This window comes from Bacillus sp. FSL K6-0972, from assembly GCF_037976035.1.
Lineage (GTDB): Bacteria > Bacillota > Bacilli > Bacillales > Bacillaceae > Bacillus > Bacillus haynesii.
Genome location: NZ_CP150260.1, coordinates 4,152,155 through 4,169,698 on the forward strand (window position 1 = coordinate 4,152,155; position 17,544 = coordinate 4,169,698).

A 17,544-nucleotide genomic window follows, 5' to 3' on the forward strand; every position below is an offset into this window, starting at 1 on the left:
TCGCCCAAAACAAACTTTACTAGCGCTTCTACATTACCTTTTCCTTTTTGTTCGTCGTGGACTTTTACTAGTTTTTATCGCGCGCTGAACAAAAAACGAGGCTGTCATTCTTTGCACCTGCCACTGGCCATTTAAGCTTTCATAAGCGCGTTTCGGCTTCAGGATGGGGCCCGCTGGAGTGGATATAGAGAATTGCGACATATCGGAAGCGAGCACCGCTTGTAAAGGAAAGCATCGCAAAAGGAGGATATCATGACAGACATGCTGATCGTTAAAAACATCAATAAAACATATAAAGGACAAGTCTCTCATCAGGCTTTAAAAGATATTTCATTCAATGTAGAGGACAGTGAGTTCACGGCGATTATGGGGCCGTCCGGATCAGGAAAAACGACGCTTCTCAATATCATTTCAACGATTGACCGCCCCGATTCCGGCGACATTTTGATTCGCGGAGAAGATCCGCATCATCTGAAGAGGGCAAAACTTGCCCACTTTCGCCGCAGGCAGCTCGGATTCGTATTCCAGGATTTTAATTTGCTGGATACGCTAACGATCGGCGAAAATATCATGCTGCCGTTAACGCTTGAAAATAAACCGCTTTCCGTTATGGAAGATAAACTTCAGGCGATTGCTGAAAAACTCGGCATCGAACAACTCCTGAATAAACGGACGTTTGAAGTATCCGGCGGACAAAAGCAGCGCGCAGCCATCGCAAGAGCTGTCATTCATCAGCCCGCTCTCATCCTCGCCGACGAACCGACGGGGAACCTCGATTCCAAGGCGTCAAAAGACGTGATGGAAACGATGCAGCATCTTAATGAAAACGACAATGCCACGATATTGATGGTCACGCATGACCCAGTTGCCGCAAGCTATTGCCGTCGCGTCATTTTTATTAAAGACGGAACATTATTCAACGAAATTTACCGCGGCGCCAACCGCCAAGTATTTTATGAAGAGATTCTGACTGTGCTGTCCATGCTGGGAGGAAACGCCAATGACCTTTCTTCAGTTCGCTTATAAAAACGTCGTCCGGAATAAAAGAGCCTATCTCGCCTTCTTTTTAAGCAGCTCGTTTTCAGTGATGATTTTTTTCACATTTGCGATGTTTTTGTTCCACCCTGCTTTAGAGAAAGGCTACTTAAACAACATTGCAAAACGGGGGTTATCGGTGGCTGAATGGATGATTTTCGCTTTTTCTATTCTGTTTGTGCTTTATTCCGTCAACGCCTTTCTCAAGTCGAGAAGCAAGGAATTCGGGATACTCACCATTCAAGGAATCACTCCCGTTCAATTAAGAAAACTGATTACCGCAGAAAACATCATCATCGGCATGCTTTCGATCGTTACAGGCATCATCGGCGGTCTGGTTTTTGCAAAAACATTCTTTACGATCGGCGCTTATATTCTGGAAATGGACGCTTTGCCATTGTATCTGCCTTGGAAAGCGATGACTCTTACATCCGCCTGCTTTCTCGCGCTGTTTATTCTGCTGTCGCAATTTACGGTCTTGTTTATTAAATCAAAAACGGTTACCAAGCTGATCAAAGGTACCGGGAAAATAAAACCTGAGCCAAAACCGTCAGTTATCTTTTCGGTCATCGGCATCGGCTGCCTCGGCTCCGGATACTGGCTTGTATTGTTCGCCGAGATCCATTTTCCCCAAGCCGTCACGATCTTAATTTTGACAATCATCGGGACTTATTTCTTCTTCAGCCAAAGCAGCATTTGGCTGCTGCGGCTGTTAAAAAAGCGGAGGTCATTTTATTTGCGCGGAAAAAACGTGCTTTGGGTATCCGATCTTGTCTATCGGCTGAAAGATAATGCCCGCCTGTTCTTTCTTGTTTGCATCATTTCAGCGGTTGCCTTTACCGCCACGGGCACATTGGTGATTTCAAAGACTTCTATCGGAAAATTGGATTCCCGATATGAGATAGAGTACTTATTATACAGCGGGAACCAAAAGGAACAACCACACGTTAAGCTGATCGAACAAAAGTTGAAGGACGGACATTTTTCGTATGCAAAGGAAGTGACAAAAGGAATTTATATGAGCTATAGCCAGGGAGATCTCCTTCCTCCGGTGCTCCTGATCTCTGAAGGCGAATTCCAAAAGCACTTCAAGTTAGATTCTGGTGAACTGAAAGACGGCGAGGCGCTGTATTATCCGAACGCCTTTGAAGCAAAAGAAAAGCGGGAAATTCCCGAGACCTTGAACATGTTGAACAAAGATTTGAAGCCGGCAAATGAACGGCTAAAAGTAAAAGGTATTAAAAAACCGCTCATTTCGTTAGACAGCATCGTTGTCGTAAACGGCAAAACCTTTGAAAAGCTGAAAAAACAAGGCGAATCCGTCACATTGTACGGCTATAAGTACAACCGCTGGAAAGAGAGCCTTGATATGAGCCAATCATTGGAAAAAGATCTTAGAGAAAAAGCGCACAATATCCAATTTCAATTTGACGCAAAGGCCATTAATTATTTTGAAACTGTTCAGCTTCCAAGCTTGAGTCTGTTTATCGGACTTTTTATTGCAGTTCTCTTTTTTACGGCATCCGGGAGTTTTCTCTACTTCCGCCTGTTTACCGATCTTGAAGAAGATCAGCAGCGCTACCGGTCGCTCTCAAAAATCGGCCTGAGCGAACAGGAAATGACGCAGAGCGTAACGATTCAATTGGCCATCCTGTTCTTCTTTCCGTTCTTTCTCGCCTCAGTTCATGCGTATTTTGCGATGAAGACGCTCGAGGCCCAGAGTCTTGGTCATTTCGCAGCTCCGGTGTTCATGACGATAGGCGGATTTCTGATCTTCCAACTATTATTCTTTATGATGATTCGGAAAAGCTATTTGAAAAAATTAAAAGGATGTTTAAGGTGATAAAATATGAAAAAAACAATTTCCCTCATTACAGCCGCTTTGGCTGTATGTATCGGCGCATTTCTGTTGATTCATAATGAGGTGACAGACAGGTTCAATCCACTTGTGAAGAAAGAAAGCGTGTATGTCCAGATCAACAAAGACGGTAAGCACCTGAGTCCGGGCCGCTATGAGTACACGCTGGAAGGATATAATGACACCGGTAAAGAAAAAGAAATTACATTCTCCGCCAGCGATTCCCTTCGAAAAAACGCCTATCTAAAGGTACACGCGAAGGGAAAATATGTTGAGATATGGGAAGAAGTACAGCCCGGCGACATGCCGAGTGCAGTTCGGACCAAATTGATCAAGCACTAAAAAACGGCGCCTAAGCCGTTTTTCTATGAATCACTATATTTTTACAAAATTCCGAAACTTCTTGGCCCGTTGTTCGTATAAAAACAGAAGTCATATTGGTTAGGAGGTTTTCATATGATTGTTGGAATGATTGGTTTTATACTGGTGGTTTTCCTTCTCTACGCCTCTATGTTGCCGTCCGACGAAAAAAACAGCGGCAGTAGCTCTTCAACTTTTTTTATTGGAGGTCCTGACTCATCCGGAGACAGCGGGGGTGATTGCGGTGGCGGCGGCGATGGCGGCGGTGGCTGTTAAGACCTGCGGGCTGCCTTTACCTATCTTCTGCTCCTACTCGGATCCCTAGGCTGGATGCAGTTCTTGCTGCAGTCAGCCGGGTATATTCATCTCCCTTCATCACATTCACCATTAACTCCAAATACGTCATCATCAATTCAGTTGTTTAACCAGACTTCCGATTGGGAATGATGTAAAGACAGCAGATTCCCGCTCTTCAAACGATTTAAAAGTCACAATAAATCGATTCTGATACAAAATATATAAAACTTTGCACCTACTTGTTCGATATTAAAAGAAGACATTCATGATAAGGAGGGTTTTTTCCAGATGATTTTTTTACTGGTTTTATTGGCTCTGTTTATTTTGTATTCATTCTTTTTTGACAAGAGCAACAAAAGATCTTATAAAAAAGCGGCACCGAAAAGCAGAATATTGATCCGCCAGGCAGCTGCGCCGACTGGATTTTTGAGGGTAATCGAAACCGCACCCGGGCAGACGGCAAACCGCCGAACCTCTGAAGGTATGCGCCCGAATCTGCGGCTTGTCATGAGCCCGACGCACCAAAACGAAAAAAAATAAGGAAAGCGGCATCATGATAAATGCCGTCTTTCCTATTGTCTGCTGTGTTCCACCATTCTTCCAAAGGCGTCCGGCGACATACCCGGCGAGATGCGGACCCTGTGCAGCGCATACATCCCCTGATCCCTTGCAGCTGCCCCAGGTTCTGTCGTCACCGCCATTTGATACCCCGCCTTCTCAGCCTGTTTGAGCGTTTCGGCATTATAGCGTCCAACTGGATAACTCAGCATAATTGTGTTTTGCTTGAGCATGCCGTCAAACAATGTTTTGGAACGAGTCATTTCGCTCAGCTGTTGCTCTGGAGCAAGTCCGTTCAGTTCGACATGATTGATCGTATGGCTTTCGATGGCAATACCGTGCTCGGCCATTTCTTTCATTTGGCGTTCTGTTAAATGATTTTTTCTGCCGACCGATTTGCCGATCATAAAAATTGTCGCCTTCATCTCATAATCTTTCAAAATCGGGTACGCTTTTTCAAAGTTATCTGTATAACCGTCATCAAACGTAATCAGCACGCATTTTTCACTCGGCATTTTATCTTGTGTTAAGACAATATAGGCTTCTTCGGGTGTCAACGTGTAATAGCCGTTATCCTTGAGCCATTTCATATGTCCGCGGAACTCCGCCTCCGGTACGCGCAGGCTGTTTCCTGAGGAAATGCTGTGATACATGAGAATCGGAATGCGGGCCGGACCGTTTACTTTGATCCAATCTGCTGTATCAATGGACGCTGTGTTTTGCTGAGATTCCTTTTTTGATCGCTCCGGCGCTTGCTGCGCCGCTTTTGGTTTTGCTGTCTCTTCCCCTTTGGCTTCATGGCTTGAGCACCCGTACATTGCTCCTGTCAACATCAATAAAATGAGAATCAGTTTTGTATTTTTCACTCTTTTTTCCTGCTTTCAGCTAAACTTATTTGCCTTTTTAATATCGGACGGCCTCAGCATGTTTTAACATTCATGCAAACCATGCCTGATAGAGTCTCTTGACTCCCTCCTCGATGTCTTGTTCAGAAAGCCCCCCAAAACCAACCATCACGATGGAAGAAGGGCTTTCATGAGGATCGATCCAAAAGTCTGAAACGGGATAAACCTTCACATCGTGCTTTTCCGCCTTACTAATGAGGTCCTTTATATCCCGTCTGACTTCCATTAAAATGTGGAGTCCCGCTTTTTCTCCTATGATGTTGACCTCATGGCCGAAATGCTTTTCAATCGCTGAAATCAATGTTTGATGCTTCTCCTGGTACACTTTTTTCATTTTACGAATGTGTCTTTCAAAAAACCCTTCTTTCATAAACAAATACATCGCTCTTTGAATCATCGGTGAAGAAGATTGACTGTAGCGGCCGAACCTTTCGCAGAATTGCTCTGTCAGCCTCTCCGGCAAAACGATATAACTCAGCCGGGCCGCCGGTAAAAAGCATTTGGAAAATGTCCCTAGATATATGACGTTTTCTTTTGTATCAAGCGCTTTTAAAGATGGAATAGGCTGACCCTGATAGCGAAATTCGCTGTCATAGTCGTCTTCAATGATATAAGCATCGTTTTGGTCAGCCCATTTCAGCAATTTCAATCTTTTTTGAATCGGCAGCACCATACCATACGGAAACTGGTGAGACGGCGTAATGTAAGCAAGCTTCGCCCGGCTCTCAGCTAGCTGTGACAAATCAATTCCATCCGCCTCAAGCCCGATTGGACGGATGGTGTATCCATGGTTCAAAAAAACGGAGTGGACACCGTCATACCCTGGATTTTCAGCCGCAACCACCCTCCCGTTGGAGGGGAGCAGCTGACAAAGCAGGCTGACTGCAGACTGCGTCCCTGAACACACCACGATTTGCTCAAGGGAACAGCGTACGCCTCTTGCTTGAAATAAGTATTTTGCCAACTCTGCCCGGAGACCTTTGTCACCTTGACGATCACCGTACAGAAACAAATCCGGGCTGTCACTGTTCATAGCATCTTGCAGACACTTCTTCCACGTTTTGAACGGAAAATGATCCAAATCAATATCTCCATACTGAAAATCATATCGCCGAGCGGGTTCTTCCTCTCGTTTTTGACGTTCAGGATATGTAAAATGGCCGCTCGGTACAAGCGGTTTTTCCAACGGAAGCACCTTAATTCCACTTCTCGGTTTACTCTCTGTATACCCTTCTGCAGTCAGCTGCTGATAGGCGCTCTCAACGGTATTTTTGCTGATATGTAAATGCCGGGATAAATAGCGGATGGACGGCAGAAGGGTTCCGGGAGAGATCCCGCCCTCTTCAATCTCTTTTTTTATATATTGATAGAGCTGGATATAAAGCGGCGTTCTGACTGTTTTGTTTAGGAAAGGCGTTAACTCTATCATCATCTGACCTCATCAAGTTTTCTACTATTGTCTCTTTTTAAAGGGACAATTACAACCTACAATCATCATAACAACTAAAAAGGAGCGTGACTGCTATGCATCATCAATCCATCCGCCAGCAGAAGCTGGCATGCACAGATTCAGAAAAAATCGGCCGATTTTTAAGCGAAGCACAAACCGGATACCTCGGCTTGGCCGCTCACGGGACACCATATGTCATCCCTTTGAACTTCGTTTGGAAAAACGGCTGCATATACTTTCACGGGGCATCAGAGGGGCGGAAAATGGACATGCTGCACGAGAATTCAAACGTATGCTTCACAGTAAGCGAACAATATGGAACAATGGTGCACCCGATTCCCGCTAAAACAGATACCGCTTATATGAGCGTCGTTCTTTTCGGCACAGCGTCAATGATCACAGACTTAGATGAAGCAACATCGGCCATGCAGTCTCTTCTCGACAAATACGTACCGGGATACTACAGTTCTCCGCTTCACAAAACACATGTCGAAAAATACAGATCGAGTTTAGGCAGCAAAACCGTTGTCTTTAAAGTTCAGCCTATAGAGATCACAGCTAAAGAAAACATGCTGAACCATAGCATGAAATTCGAATACGGGCGGACCGTACAGGATGACCGTTGACAAAAAAAGACCCGCAGCTTATGCTACCGGGTCTCCTATTGATTGTGATGCATGTTCATCTATAAATTTCAATCCCGCTGTGTATCGCTTTCTCCGCTTCTTTATCCAGCAGACGAGCGCCAGCCGCTGATCCGGATCTTTCTCATTGATAGAAACCAGCACATATTCATTCATCTCAAGCGGGACACCGGATTCAATCTGGCAGCCTGACAAGCTGATGTCCTTAATCATGATCTCGTGAGCACCTTTCTCTGTATCATCTGGGAACAGCAGTGTTCCCAGACCTTGAAAGGCCTCGCGGACATATTTTCTCTTGAATGCATCCGGGGTTTTTTCAGTTTTCATTAAAAAGCGCATCACTGTTGACAACGTATCAGCCCGCTTCTCCCGGTCGGACTTTTTTGCATTTTCTTCATTAAACATAAAACCGATCAGCTTCACATACAGTTCCTTGTCCATCTCTTTGAAATGCAGCCCGATTTCAATGTCGTTCGCGTCTTTCGTCGTCCACATCACCCGAGCCGGCACTTTTCCGACCGCATCTATGATCAGACCGTCCACATGATAGTACATATCCGAATCAGCCGTATAAGGCAGTCTGATACGCGCGCCCGTGTCGCTCACATCTATCAGTTCACATTCATGCTCATCTCCTGAAACGGTGGAAAAAGCCGCCGACTTGTTGACTGTGAACCGCTCAGAGCTTCGAAATCTCGGCCTGTCAAAGGCAACGAGCAGCGCAAGTATGAGGCCTGTCATGTTATAGAGAACCCAAAATAAGTTATACGATGTGACGTTCATATCAAAAGTATGAAGAAACAAAAATTCATAAAGGATTTTTCCGAGAGCAAACACTGTCATTGCGAGCAGAATCGCACATGGCAGCGCCGTCGTATATTTGAATTTTCTCCGATCTGTGTTGACACCCTTCGGCGTGACTTTAAAATCAAACCGCTTTTTGAAAATGAATTCTGACAAGGCCGATATCGCCATGTGCGGCGCCATCGATGTATCGTAAATATGGCTCCAGCTCATGCTGCGCTGCCGGTCCGAAACGGCTTTAAATGAAAGGTAAGAACCTAAAAACGCAGGCAGCCAAAACGAGGTGATCGACCACAGATCGGTCTTTAAGCTATGTATGCCAAACAGCAAAAACAAGAGCGGCGCCAGAATGTATACCATCTTAAAAAGGCCGAAAAACCAAAAGAGAATACCGTCAAAATAAAGGATCCGCTGCATGGGCGTCAGACCTTTTAAGAAAAGCGGATTCCATTTCTTCCCGCACTGAATATTTCCTCTGCACCAGCGGTCGCGCTGTTTCAAAAGGTCCGTCCACGTTTCCGGCGAGAGACCGACCGCAAGGACTTCTTTGACGAAAACAGATTTAAATTTTGTTTGCAAAAGCATTCCGGTTGCCATATCCTCGGTAATCACACCGGTCGCAAAACCGCCGATTTCCTCCAAAGCGGTTCTTCTGAAAACCGTATTGCTGCCGACGTACATGACGGCATTAAAACGGTCTTTCCCGGCCTGGAGCCTGCGCATAAAAAAGTCCTGCTCATTCGGAATGTTCGCTCCTGAAAATAGGTTGTACTGATAAGGATCTTCATTATAGAAGGCCTGCGGCGTTTGAACAAAAGCCACTTTTTCCTTCTTAAAATAGCCGACAGTTTTCTGCAAAAATGAAGGAAGCGGGACCATATCGGCATCCATCGTCACAATCAGTTCCCCGTTCGAGCAGCTCATCGCATGATTTAAGTTCCCCGCTTTTGCATGCTCATTACTTGGCCTTGTAACGTAATAAACGCCAAGTTCCTCAGCCAGCTTTTTAATATCCGTCCGCCTTCCGTCATCACACAAATAAATGTTGACAAGCTCTTTTGGATAATCAAGGTTCAGACAGCCTGCCACTGACTTTTTCAGCACATGGCGCTCCTCGTTGTAAGTTGCAATAAGAATATCAACGCTCGGCCAATGGTCTTGATCACCAAGCATTTCCGGCTCCCGCTTCTTTTCCTTCCATACTAGCGTATAAAAGATCAACAGCTGTAAAAAGCCGATACATTCAGTTGCAATCAGGATGACACCCATTACGATGTCGGCGGGACGAGAGACGGGCATTGTAAAGCCGAACCGCCATACAATATACACACCGTTCGTCATAAGACACAATATGATTAAAAACTTCTTAAAACGCGGATTCATCCGAGATCCCAAATACCCGATGAGAATCAGGGCAATCATTGCTGCGGGATAGTAGTGTAAAATTAATTCCATTTTCTTCTCCTTATGTGCTGATAAAAAACTCTTTTCACAGAATTTCTCTAAAATATTCCTTTATTTCATTCTTTTGCACTCGAATATATTACCACCATTTGACCTAATTTTCCTTAAAAAATGATAAAAAATATATCTTTATGTCTACTAAACATAAAATATTATAAGACTATAGACACCTATTTAAAAAATGCATAAGACTCACATCGATCCCCCTTCACATATATCCAGCATCAAGGTTGAATCTTTTGTCGCAGACGTCCTCTGTTTGTTCGGAGACAGGAGCTGAATGTATCAACGGTTCACACAAGAAAAAAGGTCTCTGCTCCTAAATGTTTGATTTATTTTTGACGGATTAACAGCTTTTTTGTGTCGATTCCCATTCCAATAAAAGGATATTCGGGAATAACCGCATCAAAAACAGCCTGCACAAGGCCATTAAACAGTGTCCAGACACGTCTTTAGCCAAATCAAGTTGCCCTTGATCATCATGGGAAAACAGCTAGGTCTTCCTGCACGGTTGTCTGAATTTTGATTTTTTTAGTATACTTAATTTAGTTAAATAACTCAGCAAGGGGATAACATAAAGGATGGGGGAAAGAATATGGAAGCAAAAACAAAGGTACAACATATACCGATTCAAACAAAGCAAGAACTGGATGAAAATTTTTTTGCAAGAGCGATGAATGTTAAAATCGGCATCATTCCGCTGCCCGTATACTTGCTGCTCTTGGCTTTGATTGTGACGTTTGTCTATATGCACGATCTGAAAAGCGACATTTTAACAGCCATTGCGGTTATGGGCTTTTTCGGATTCACCTTCGCCCAAATCGGAAAGTCGCTGCCGCTTCTTCGTTCTGTCGGCGGTGCCGCCATACTTGCGACGTTTATTCCTTCAGCTATCGTCTACTACCATCTCATTCCGGAAGACATTATCAAATCAACAACTGAATTTACAGAAAACTCAAACTTTCTTTATTTGTTTATCTCAGCCATTGTCGTCGGAAGCATTTTAGGGATGAAAAGAGAAACGCTGGTCAGAGCGTTCATTAAAATTTTTATTCCGCTGATTGCAGGGACAATTGCCGCAGCGGCAGTCGGTCTGGCGGTTGGTACAATGCTCGGCCTCGGATTTCAGCATACGCTGCTCTACATTGTGATTCCGATCATGGCCGGAGGGGTTGGCGAGGGAGCCATTCCGCTGTCCATCGGCTATTCGGAAATCATGCACATGTCACAAGGGGAAGCTTTTGCACTTGTCATTCCTTCCATTATGTTCGGAAGCTTAAGCGCTGTCATTTTGTCCGGGGTTTTAAACGTAATCGGAAAGAAAAAGCCTGACTGGACAGGCAACGGAAAAGTTGACCGTTTCGAAAGCGAGGACGCACTGCCGCTTGAAAGCCGCGACAAAGACAAAGAAAGCGTTTTTAATCTTTCCCACTTTGCCTCAGGAGGCATTCTTGCCGTCTCATTATATTTGGTCGGTATGCTTTCACATGACTTGTTCGGATTTCCAGCACCCGTCATGATGCTTCTGCTGGCTGTTGCCGTGAAACTGTTTCGTTTGGCTCCGGCGAATTTGGAAAACGGCGCCTACGGCGTGTCACGCTTCTTTTCAACTGCGGTGACATATCCGCTGCTTTTTGCCATTGGCGTTTCCATGACACCGTGGGACAAGCTGATCGCAGCATTTAATATCGCCAATATTATTACGATCGTATCCGTCGTCGTCACGATGATAACCGTCGGCTTTTTTACAGGGAAGTGGCTGAACATGTATCCGATTGAAACCGCGATTATCAATGCCTGCCATTCCGGCCAGGGAGGCACCGGCGACATCGCCATTCTCAGCGCCGCAGAGCGCCTCGAGCTCATGCCGTTTGCCCAGGTGTCCACAAGAATCGGCGGGGCGATAACCGTTACACTGACCTTGCTGCTGTTAGCTCAGTTTTATTGATGAATGTAAAAGCCTGCAGAGCGAACTGCAGGCTTTCTGTTTAGTTTCTAGCGTACTTTTTTCGGAACATAGTCAGGAAAGTCTGTCACAATCCCGTCCACGCCTGCCTTCAAAAGCGGAGGCACTTCATCGCGGGAACGGACGGTCCAAGGCGTAATTTTCATGCCTAGCGCATGAATCCTCGGCACAAGCGTAGGATCAGCGGCCACATTTTTTAAGTTGGCGTTCACATATTTGGCATAGCCGGAGAATTCCTTAAGCTTTGCATCTGTTAAGTCCGACGCTTTTGACGTTAAGACACCTGTAGGCATCGTTGGAAGCAGCTGATGAATTTTGTAAACAGAGTTAAAATCAAACGATTGTACAATGATTTTTCCGTTTTTAGGCTTATCCATTCTCCGCTCTTTCAATGCCGCTGATACTTTTTCTTCGATTCCCGGATAGCGCGCAGGCTCTTTCAATTCGATCAACATTCCGATCTTCCCTTTATACCGGTCAAGCACTTCTTCAAATGTCGGAATGCGCTCCCCGGCGAACTGCGGACCGAAGAAGCTGCCAGCATCAAGCTTGCGCAGCTCGGCAAGCGTCAAGTCCTTTACGGCAACCGGCAGGACTGAGTCAATGTCTGTCGTACGGTTTACGGTCGTATCGTGAATGATGACAAGCTTCCCGTCCTTGGACATTTGAACATCCAGCTCGATATAATCTGCTTTCATATGAAGCGCTTTTTCAAATGCAGCCATCGTGTTTTCCGGCGCATACCCAGAAGCGCCTCTGTGCGCAATAACATCCACCTTTTTAGGCTTCGCTGCCGGCTCTTGTGCCCCCGCATTCGGTGCAAACAGTGCTGACCCGATGGAGACCCCGATCAATGAAGATAACATCAATTTTTTTAATAAAGCTGACACATCATCCACTCCCCTTTTGCTCTTCTCTTGCCAAAGTATAGGTTCGCACTGTTAAGATTATGTTTCAGCAGTCTTTAATTTTCATAAATTTCCTGATAAACAAAAAAAGATCCCTCGGCAGAGATCTTTTTTTGGATATATCACCGCTCACAGGCAATTTTGTCTTTATCGCGGTCCAGCTTTTTATTGGCGTCATAAAGCGCTTTTGAAACATACGGCTTGTACTTCGTTTTTCCGCCTTTGTTTTTCACCGACTTCGTACGGGCGACGCCGCCTTTATAGTCTTTATTTAAAGCTTTGCAGTTTTTGTACGTTTTCACCTTCGTTTTTGCTTCTGCCACATCGCCGGCACTCCAGGAAAAACCGATGATAAGACCGGCAGACAAAAGACCCGCCACTATTTTTTTCATCCCATTTGACCCCTTTCGTCTATTTCATATGTATCTTTTTCCATGATATAATATTTTTCTTATTCACTCAAGAAAAAAATGACATTTTATTGAATAAAAAGTATGAATTAAATAAGGGGCTTTTCGCACAAAAACCGGCCGTTATGCGCCGGTTTCTTCAACATATTGATGTTCACAAGTCTTTTTCAGAACAGCGTTAATCTCATAGGCTAATTCCTTCGGATGGATGCACAGCATGTCTTCCAAAGGACTGTTCCAGTTCCCGTTCTTTATCAATTTCAGCGCATAATGACCTGCCGGACTGCACTCGGGATACCACTCTACATCGAGCAGAAGGCGTTTTTCATCATGACGCAGCTTTAAAAGGTCCCGTTTGAAATCAGACAGCCAAGCCTTGCTGTCAGGCGCCAATTCATCGGGGGTGGTATCGGTTAATGAGTGATGCACAACCGTCCAGCCGGCCGGGATTCTAAGCCTCAGCAAATTGCGGGCGCCCCCGGAAGCACGTATCATATCTTCCAACCGTTCGACCAGCTGTTCATACGGCGCGTCTGAATCTTCGCTGACCAGCGTTTGATCAGCATTTAGCTTCCTGATGACGTACTTCAGTTCTCCAGCATATTCAACTTGCACCATTTGACCGCAGCTTTCGTTCTCCAAGATGAATAGCGTATGGCGGGGATCGCGAATCGGCTTTTGATACAAATGATTTTCTCTCACCTTCCAGCCGGCCGGCACCATTAAAGGATGCAATTTAAAAAAATAATGAGATTTGGTCAACGCTCTCACATCCTCTATCCTTGTTCTGTACTCTTTCCTATCAATCTATGTGCTGGCCCGGCTTCTTAGAACAACGGGCGGACCTGCCCCCACAAAAAAACCGCCTGACTGCTTTATCAAGCGTCAGGCGGTTTTCGTTTTTTACTCGCTGGCTTTTTCTTTTCCGTAATGATATTTTGATGGATCAACAGGCTTGAAGTCTGAAATCTCGTGGAACCTTAACAGATCTTTATAGAGTACTTGGTCGGACAGATCCAGCTGTTCGGACACCTGCGATTTCAGGTTTTCCGTTTCTTGGTTGCCTTTGATCTCTTTCCCTGTCTTTGTATCGTATACGGTCGTATCAATCATCGTGTACTTCGGCGTTACATAGTTTCCATTTCTGAAAGCCACGGTTTGGTCGTGGTCTTTAGAAAAGAGGTCTGTACCAAAGTTGATGTATTTTTTGCTGTCAATACCTTGCAGATGAAGAAGTGTCGGCATGACATCCATTTCACCGCCATACGTATGATTGACTCCGCCTTTTTTGCCTGGAACGCGGATCATAAGCGGTACGCGCTGATTCATCGCGTTTTGATACGGTGTAATCTCTTTACCTAATACTTCCTTCATTGCACGGTTGTGATTCTCTGAAATTCCGTTGTGGTCACCATAGATCACGATAACAGAATCATCATATAATCCCGATTTTTTCAGCTCTTTAAAGAAATCTTCAAGCGCTTCGTCAAGATAGCGCGCCGTCTGGAAGTACCCGTCTACCGTTTTATCTCCCGTCGTTCCCTTTTCAAGGGTGGCATCCTCTTCATCCAAAATGAACGGATAGTGGTTAGTCAACGAGATTAAATGGGCATAGAACGGCTGTTTGAGCGATTTCAGCTTCGGAATTGATTCTTCAAAGAACGGCTTGTCTTTCAAGCCAAGGTTGACGAGATTCTCCTCTGACATGTCATATGTGCTGGCATCGAAGAATTTGTCATAGCCAATTTGTTTATACACCTGGTCGCGGTTCCAGAATGACTTGTAGTCACCGTGCAGCACGGCGCTTGTGTAGCCTTCTTTTTGGTTCAGAATCGCCGGCAGGGATTGGTACGTATTTTGCCCTTTTGTTACAAATGCACTGCCTTCAGGAAGTCCGTAAAGGCTGTTGTCCATCATCAATTCAGCATCCGCGGTTTTTCCTTGACCGGTCTGATGGAAAAAGTTATCGAAATACATCATGTCATTCTGGCCGTGCGCCAGCTTGTTCAAGAACGGCGTAACTTCTTTTCCGTTCAGCTTATAATCGATCAAAAACGTCTGGAAGCTTTCCAAATGAATCTTGATGATGTTCTTACCTTTTGCTGCGCCGAAATACTCGTCATTCGGTTTCGCATAATGCGAATTTGTATAGTTGATGACGCTCGTCAGGTCGTCGCTGCTCGCATATGCCTTTTGGCTCGCGTTTTGAGCGGCCTGAACACCATCATAGATCATGTAATTGTAAGGCCCCAAATACTTGACGATGTAATTTCGGTCAAATGTTCTTGTCAAAAGCTCCGGACGGTCGGTCTCAGCAACTGCAAGGTTGATGAAAAACAGAACCACTCCGCCGAGAACAACGGCAGCAGCCCATCTTTTTTTCAGTTGTGACGCCTTCAGTTCAGGCAGCTTCACACATAAGGCAATCAGAATGATCAAATCTACGAAATAGATAACGTCATGAAATGCCATGATGTCAAAAACGCCATCTGACATATTGCCGAGGTTTCCGGCTTGTTTTAAGTTTGCAAACGTCAAAAAGTCATCAAAGAAACGGTAAAACAGGACATTTGCATATAAAGCAAACGTCATCACAGCATCAATGATGATGATCCATATCGCCGACCGGCGGCCTTTTGCAAACAAAGCCAAACCGAGTGCAGCAATCGTGAAGCTGAATGGGTTGATAAACAGCAGCATGTGCTGCGTAGACCCTTTCACACCCAAATTAAACTCTAAAAAGTAGGAAGCATAGGTTTTAGCCCATACAAAAACAACAGCTAACACAAAAAAGCTTAGCTTATGAGAGAATATTTTTTTCATGATAACCTCTACCTTTATAAACTTTTTTTCAGACCGCTTTCTGTTTCAGTCAATGAAGCGTGAGGAAACGATAATATATCATTCTACTAAAAGTCTCGGCGGTTTTACAAGCACATCCATGGTGAAATCCCCCGGCTTCCCTCACTCAAACAGTCCACGCATGCGAAAACAAATTTCCGCATCTAAGACAACGGCCTCTAATTAAGACGAATGAATTTCCCCAAAGGTTTCAGTTATTTTCATTCACCTCTAAAATTGCTCTTTCCCGAACGATTAAATATCTTTATGAAATTCATTTAAATAAGCTTTTCTTTGCGCTTCTGTAAACTGGCCGATCCAGTCCGCACGCGCTTCCTCCGTCATATAGGGCAGAATGTATAGCTCGACCGCTTTATAAAATGCCGGTTCGGGAAGAATGTTGTACGTCGGAATTCGCACCATGCCGTTCCCGAACGTCTCTATCATTATATCCATAAAGAAAATGCCTTTCGGGCTGCAGCGGTGCTGCTCCATTTTAAGGCTTTTGATGTCTTTGAACAACACAGATTTCTTCCCTGAGAACAGCCGCCCGTCTTCTCCCTCGATCATGCGGAAGATGATGTTTCCTTTTTTCGTGAAGGCCGGAAATACCATTAGAAAAGTAATCAAACCATAGATGATCCCGAAAAGTCCGATTCCCAGGTACAGCAATGAATATTTCGATTCGAGTTTTATTGCTTCATAAAAGAGCCATGCTCCGACCAACCCGAAACCTGCTGTCCCTGCAAAAACCCATACTCTAAAGAACATTCGGCTTTTCACATCAATTGGCTGTTTTTCTTCCTGTTCCAAAAATAATAGGCCTCCTCTACTCCAGCAAGCGGATTCCGCTACAAATAATATTCATGCCAAGATCTACCTTACCACAGAAACCAGTTCCTGCATAAAACTTCATGTATTTGTCCATTTATTAATAGCAGATGTCCGTCCTAATCAGACCCGATGAATACAAAAAGGCTCCCGGCCATTCGCCGGCAGCCTTCCTCTATTTTGAGATATCAACAAATCCCTCGCCGAATACATCCCTGACATCATGGATGATGACAAATGCTTTTTTATCTGTGCTTCTAATAATTTTCTTCAGCATGGACAGCTCTTGTTTATTAATGACAATGTATAAAATTTCTTTGGAGTCGCCCGTATAGTGTCCGCGTCCCGATAATATCGTGACGCCGCGGTCCATCAGGGTATTGACCTGCGCTGCGATCTCGTTTTTATGCTCTGAAATGATCGTGATCGCTTTTTTCGTGTTGAGCCCTTCGATAATGAAGTCCATGACCTTCGTGGCGATGTACAGCATGACAATCGTAAACATCAGCTTTTCAGCTCCGATGATAAAGTAGGAACTGAACACGACAACTAAATCGATCATCAGCAAGGCATAGCTGATGTTCCAGTCAAAATATTTATTGGCGATTCTCGCGAGAATCGCAGACCCGGCAGTGGTTCCGCCGACACGGATGATCATGCCGATGCCGACGCCGGCAAATACCCCGGCAAAGATCGTGCTGATGATCACTTCATCAGCCGGCACCGTCCAATCTTCGGTGACGTGCAGAAAGAATGAATTGGCCACCACCGCAATAATGGTATAAATCGTCGTTTTTTTATCCAAAAAACGATAGCCGATAATCAGAAGAATGCCGTTCAGCACAAAGTTTGTGATGCCCGGAGACCATTCAAAAACGTAGTATAAAATCAGCGTGATCCCCGTGACGCCGCCTTCTCCCAAGTCATTCGGGATGGCGAACAGATTCACGGCTAACGCAAAGAAAAACGCGCCTATAATAATTAGTATCATATCCATTGCTTTCTTTTTCATAACTGCATCCCCTTCCTTTATCCGTATTCGTTTTCCAATAAAATTAAAAAAGCCCCGGAGAGAAGCTCTTTGATCAAGAGCAAAAACTCCTGGGCTTTTATCCCACCGTGTCATAGCGATAACGTCGCTATGTGTTTTCTCTCGGACCAGACCAGCGCGGGACGCACTGCGGAACCCTAGAAAACCACCTTTTCTCTGCTA

The 17,544-nt window shown here is 44.8% G+C and carries 16 protein-coding genes and 1 riboswitch; of the genes, 7 read left to right on the top strand and 9 right to left on the bottom strand.

The window, feature by feature from the left end:
- Positions 1–252 precede the first annotated feature (252 nt).
- From MKX80_RS21135 to MKX80_RS21155, 5 genes are all read left to right on the top strand, one after another.
- Complete coding sequence (locus MKX80_RS21135; protein ID WP_154996131.1) at positions 253–1,026, top strand: ABC transporter ATP-binding protein; 774 nt, start codon at positions 253–255, stop codon at positions 1,024–1,026.
- Complete coding sequence (locus MKX80_RS21140; protein WP_234112416.1) at positions 1,001–2,878, top strand: ABC transporter permease; 1,878 nt, start codon at positions 1,001–1,003, stop codon at positions 2,876–2,878. The genes MKX80_RS21135 and MKX80_RS21140 overlap by 26 nt, the downstream gene beginning before the upstream one ends.
- Before the next feature lie 6 nt (positions 2,879–2,884).
- Positions 2,885–3,235 (top strand): YxeA family protein, encoded by a 351-nt coding sequence (locus tag MKX80_RS21145; RefSeq protein ID WP_268342923.1) that lies wholly within the window; start codon positions 2,885–2,887, stop codon positions 3,233–3,235.
- Positions 3,236–3,349: 114 nt separating this feature from the next.
- Positions 3,350–3,529 (top strand): hypothetical protein, encoded by a 180-nt coding sequence (locus MKX80_RS21150; protein WP_182069808.1) that lies wholly within the window; start codon positions 3,350–3,352, stop codon positions 3,527–3,529.
- Between the two features lie 309 nt (positions 3,530–3,838).
- A complete protein-coding gene (locus tag MKX80_RS21155) occupies positions 3,839–4,090 on the top strand; it encodes a hypothetical protein (protein WP_154996138.1) in 252 nt (83 codons plus the stop codon).
- A 32-nt stretch (positions 4,091–4,122) separates the two neighbouring features.
- Here MKX80_RS21155 and MKX80_RS21160 read toward each other — a convergent pair whose 3' ends face one another.
- Entirely contained in the window at positions 4,123–4,941 is an 819-nt protein-coding gene (locus MKX80_RS21160) for a polysaccharide deacetylase family protein (RefSeq protein ID WP_186807190.1), read from the bottom strand.
- A gap of 103 nt (positions 4,942–5,044) precedes the next feature.
- Positions 5,045–6,445 carry a PLP-dependent aminotransferase family protein gene (locus tag MKX80_RS21165; RefSeq protein WP_315941038.1) on the bottom strand — a complete coding sequence of 467 codons (1,401 nt, stop codon included), beginning with the start codon at positions 6,443–6,445 and terminating at the stop codon, positions 5,045–5,047.
- A 92-nt stretch (positions 6,446–6,537) separates the two neighbouring features.
- On the opposite strand from MKX80_RS21165, the gene MKX80_RS21170 reads away from it, so the two are divergent.
- A complete protein-coding gene (locus MKX80_RS21170; protein WP_268293775.1) occupies positions 6,538–7,089 on the top strand; it encodes a pyridoxamine 5'-phosphate oxidase family protein in 552 nt (183 codons plus the stop codon).
- Between the two features lie 18 nt (positions 7,090–7,107).
- Here the strand turns inward: MKX80_RS21170 and MKX80_RS21175 are convergent, their stop codons facing one another.
- Positions 7,108–9,366, bottom strand: coding sequence for a glycosyltransferase (locus MKX80_RS21175; RefSeq protein ID WP_268293777.1), 2,259 nt, complete (start codon positions 9,364–9,366; stop codon positions 7,108–7,110).
- 604 nt (positions 9,367–9,970) lie between these two features.
- On the opposite strand from MKX80_RS21175, the gene MKX80_RS21180 reads away from it, so the two are divergent.
- Positions 9,971–11,323, top strand: a complete 1,353-nt coding sequence (locus tag MKX80_RS21180) for a 2-hydroxycarboxylate transporter family protein (RefSeq protein WP_234112417.1) — start codon at positions 9,971–9,973, stop codon at positions 11,321–11,323.
- 47 nt (positions 11,324–11,370) lie between these two features.
- Here MKX80_RS21180 and MKX80_RS21185 read toward each other — a convergent pair whose 3' ends face one another.
- From MKX80_RS21185 to MKX80_RS21210, 6 genes are all read right to left on the bottom strand, one after another.
- On the bottom strand, positions 11,371–12,231 hold the full coding sequence (locus tag MKX80_RS21185) for a glycerophosphodiester phosphodiesterase family protein (protein WP_154996146.1): 861 nt from the start codon (positions 12,229–12,231) through the stop codon (positions 11,371–11,373).
- A gap of 140 nt (positions 12,232–12,371) precedes the next feature.
- Entirely contained in the window at positions 12,372–12,641 is a 270-nt protein-coding gene (locus MKX80_RS21190; protein ID WP_154996148.1) for an excalibur calcium-binding domain-containing protein, read from the bottom strand.
- A 141-nt stretch (positions 12,642–12,782) separates the two neighbouring features.
- On the bottom strand, positions 12,783–13,430 hold the full coding sequence (locus MKX80_RS21195; RefSeq protein WP_268336425.1) for a hypothetical protein: 648 nt from the start codon (positions 13,428–13,430) through the stop codon (positions 12,783–12,785).
- 132 nt (positions 13,431–13,562) lie between these two features.
- Positions 13,563–15,482: an LTA synthase family protein gene (locus MKX80_RS21200; RefSeq protein ID WP_154996150.1), complete on the bottom strand. Its 1,920-nt coding sequence runs from the start codon at positions 15,480–15,482 to the stop codon at positions 13,563–13,565.
- 273 nt (positions 15,483–15,755) lie between these two features.
- Positions 15,756–16,313, bottom strand: coding sequence for a YfjD family protein (locus MKX80_RS21205; RefSeq protein WP_268315645.1), 558 nt, complete (start codon positions 16,311–16,313; stop codon positions 15,756–15,758).
- Between the two features lie 193 nt (positions 16,314–16,506).
- On the bottom strand, positions 16,507–17,343 hold the full coding sequence (locus MKX80_RS21210; protein WP_154996154.1) for a YitT family protein: 837 nt from the start codon (positions 17,341–17,343) through the stop codon (positions 16,507–16,509).
- Positions 17,344–17,427: 84 nt separating this feature from the next.
- Positions 17,428–17,534, bottom strand: a riboswitch (guanidine-I (ykkC/yxkD leader).
- Positions 17,535–17,544 lie beyond the last annotated feature (10 nt).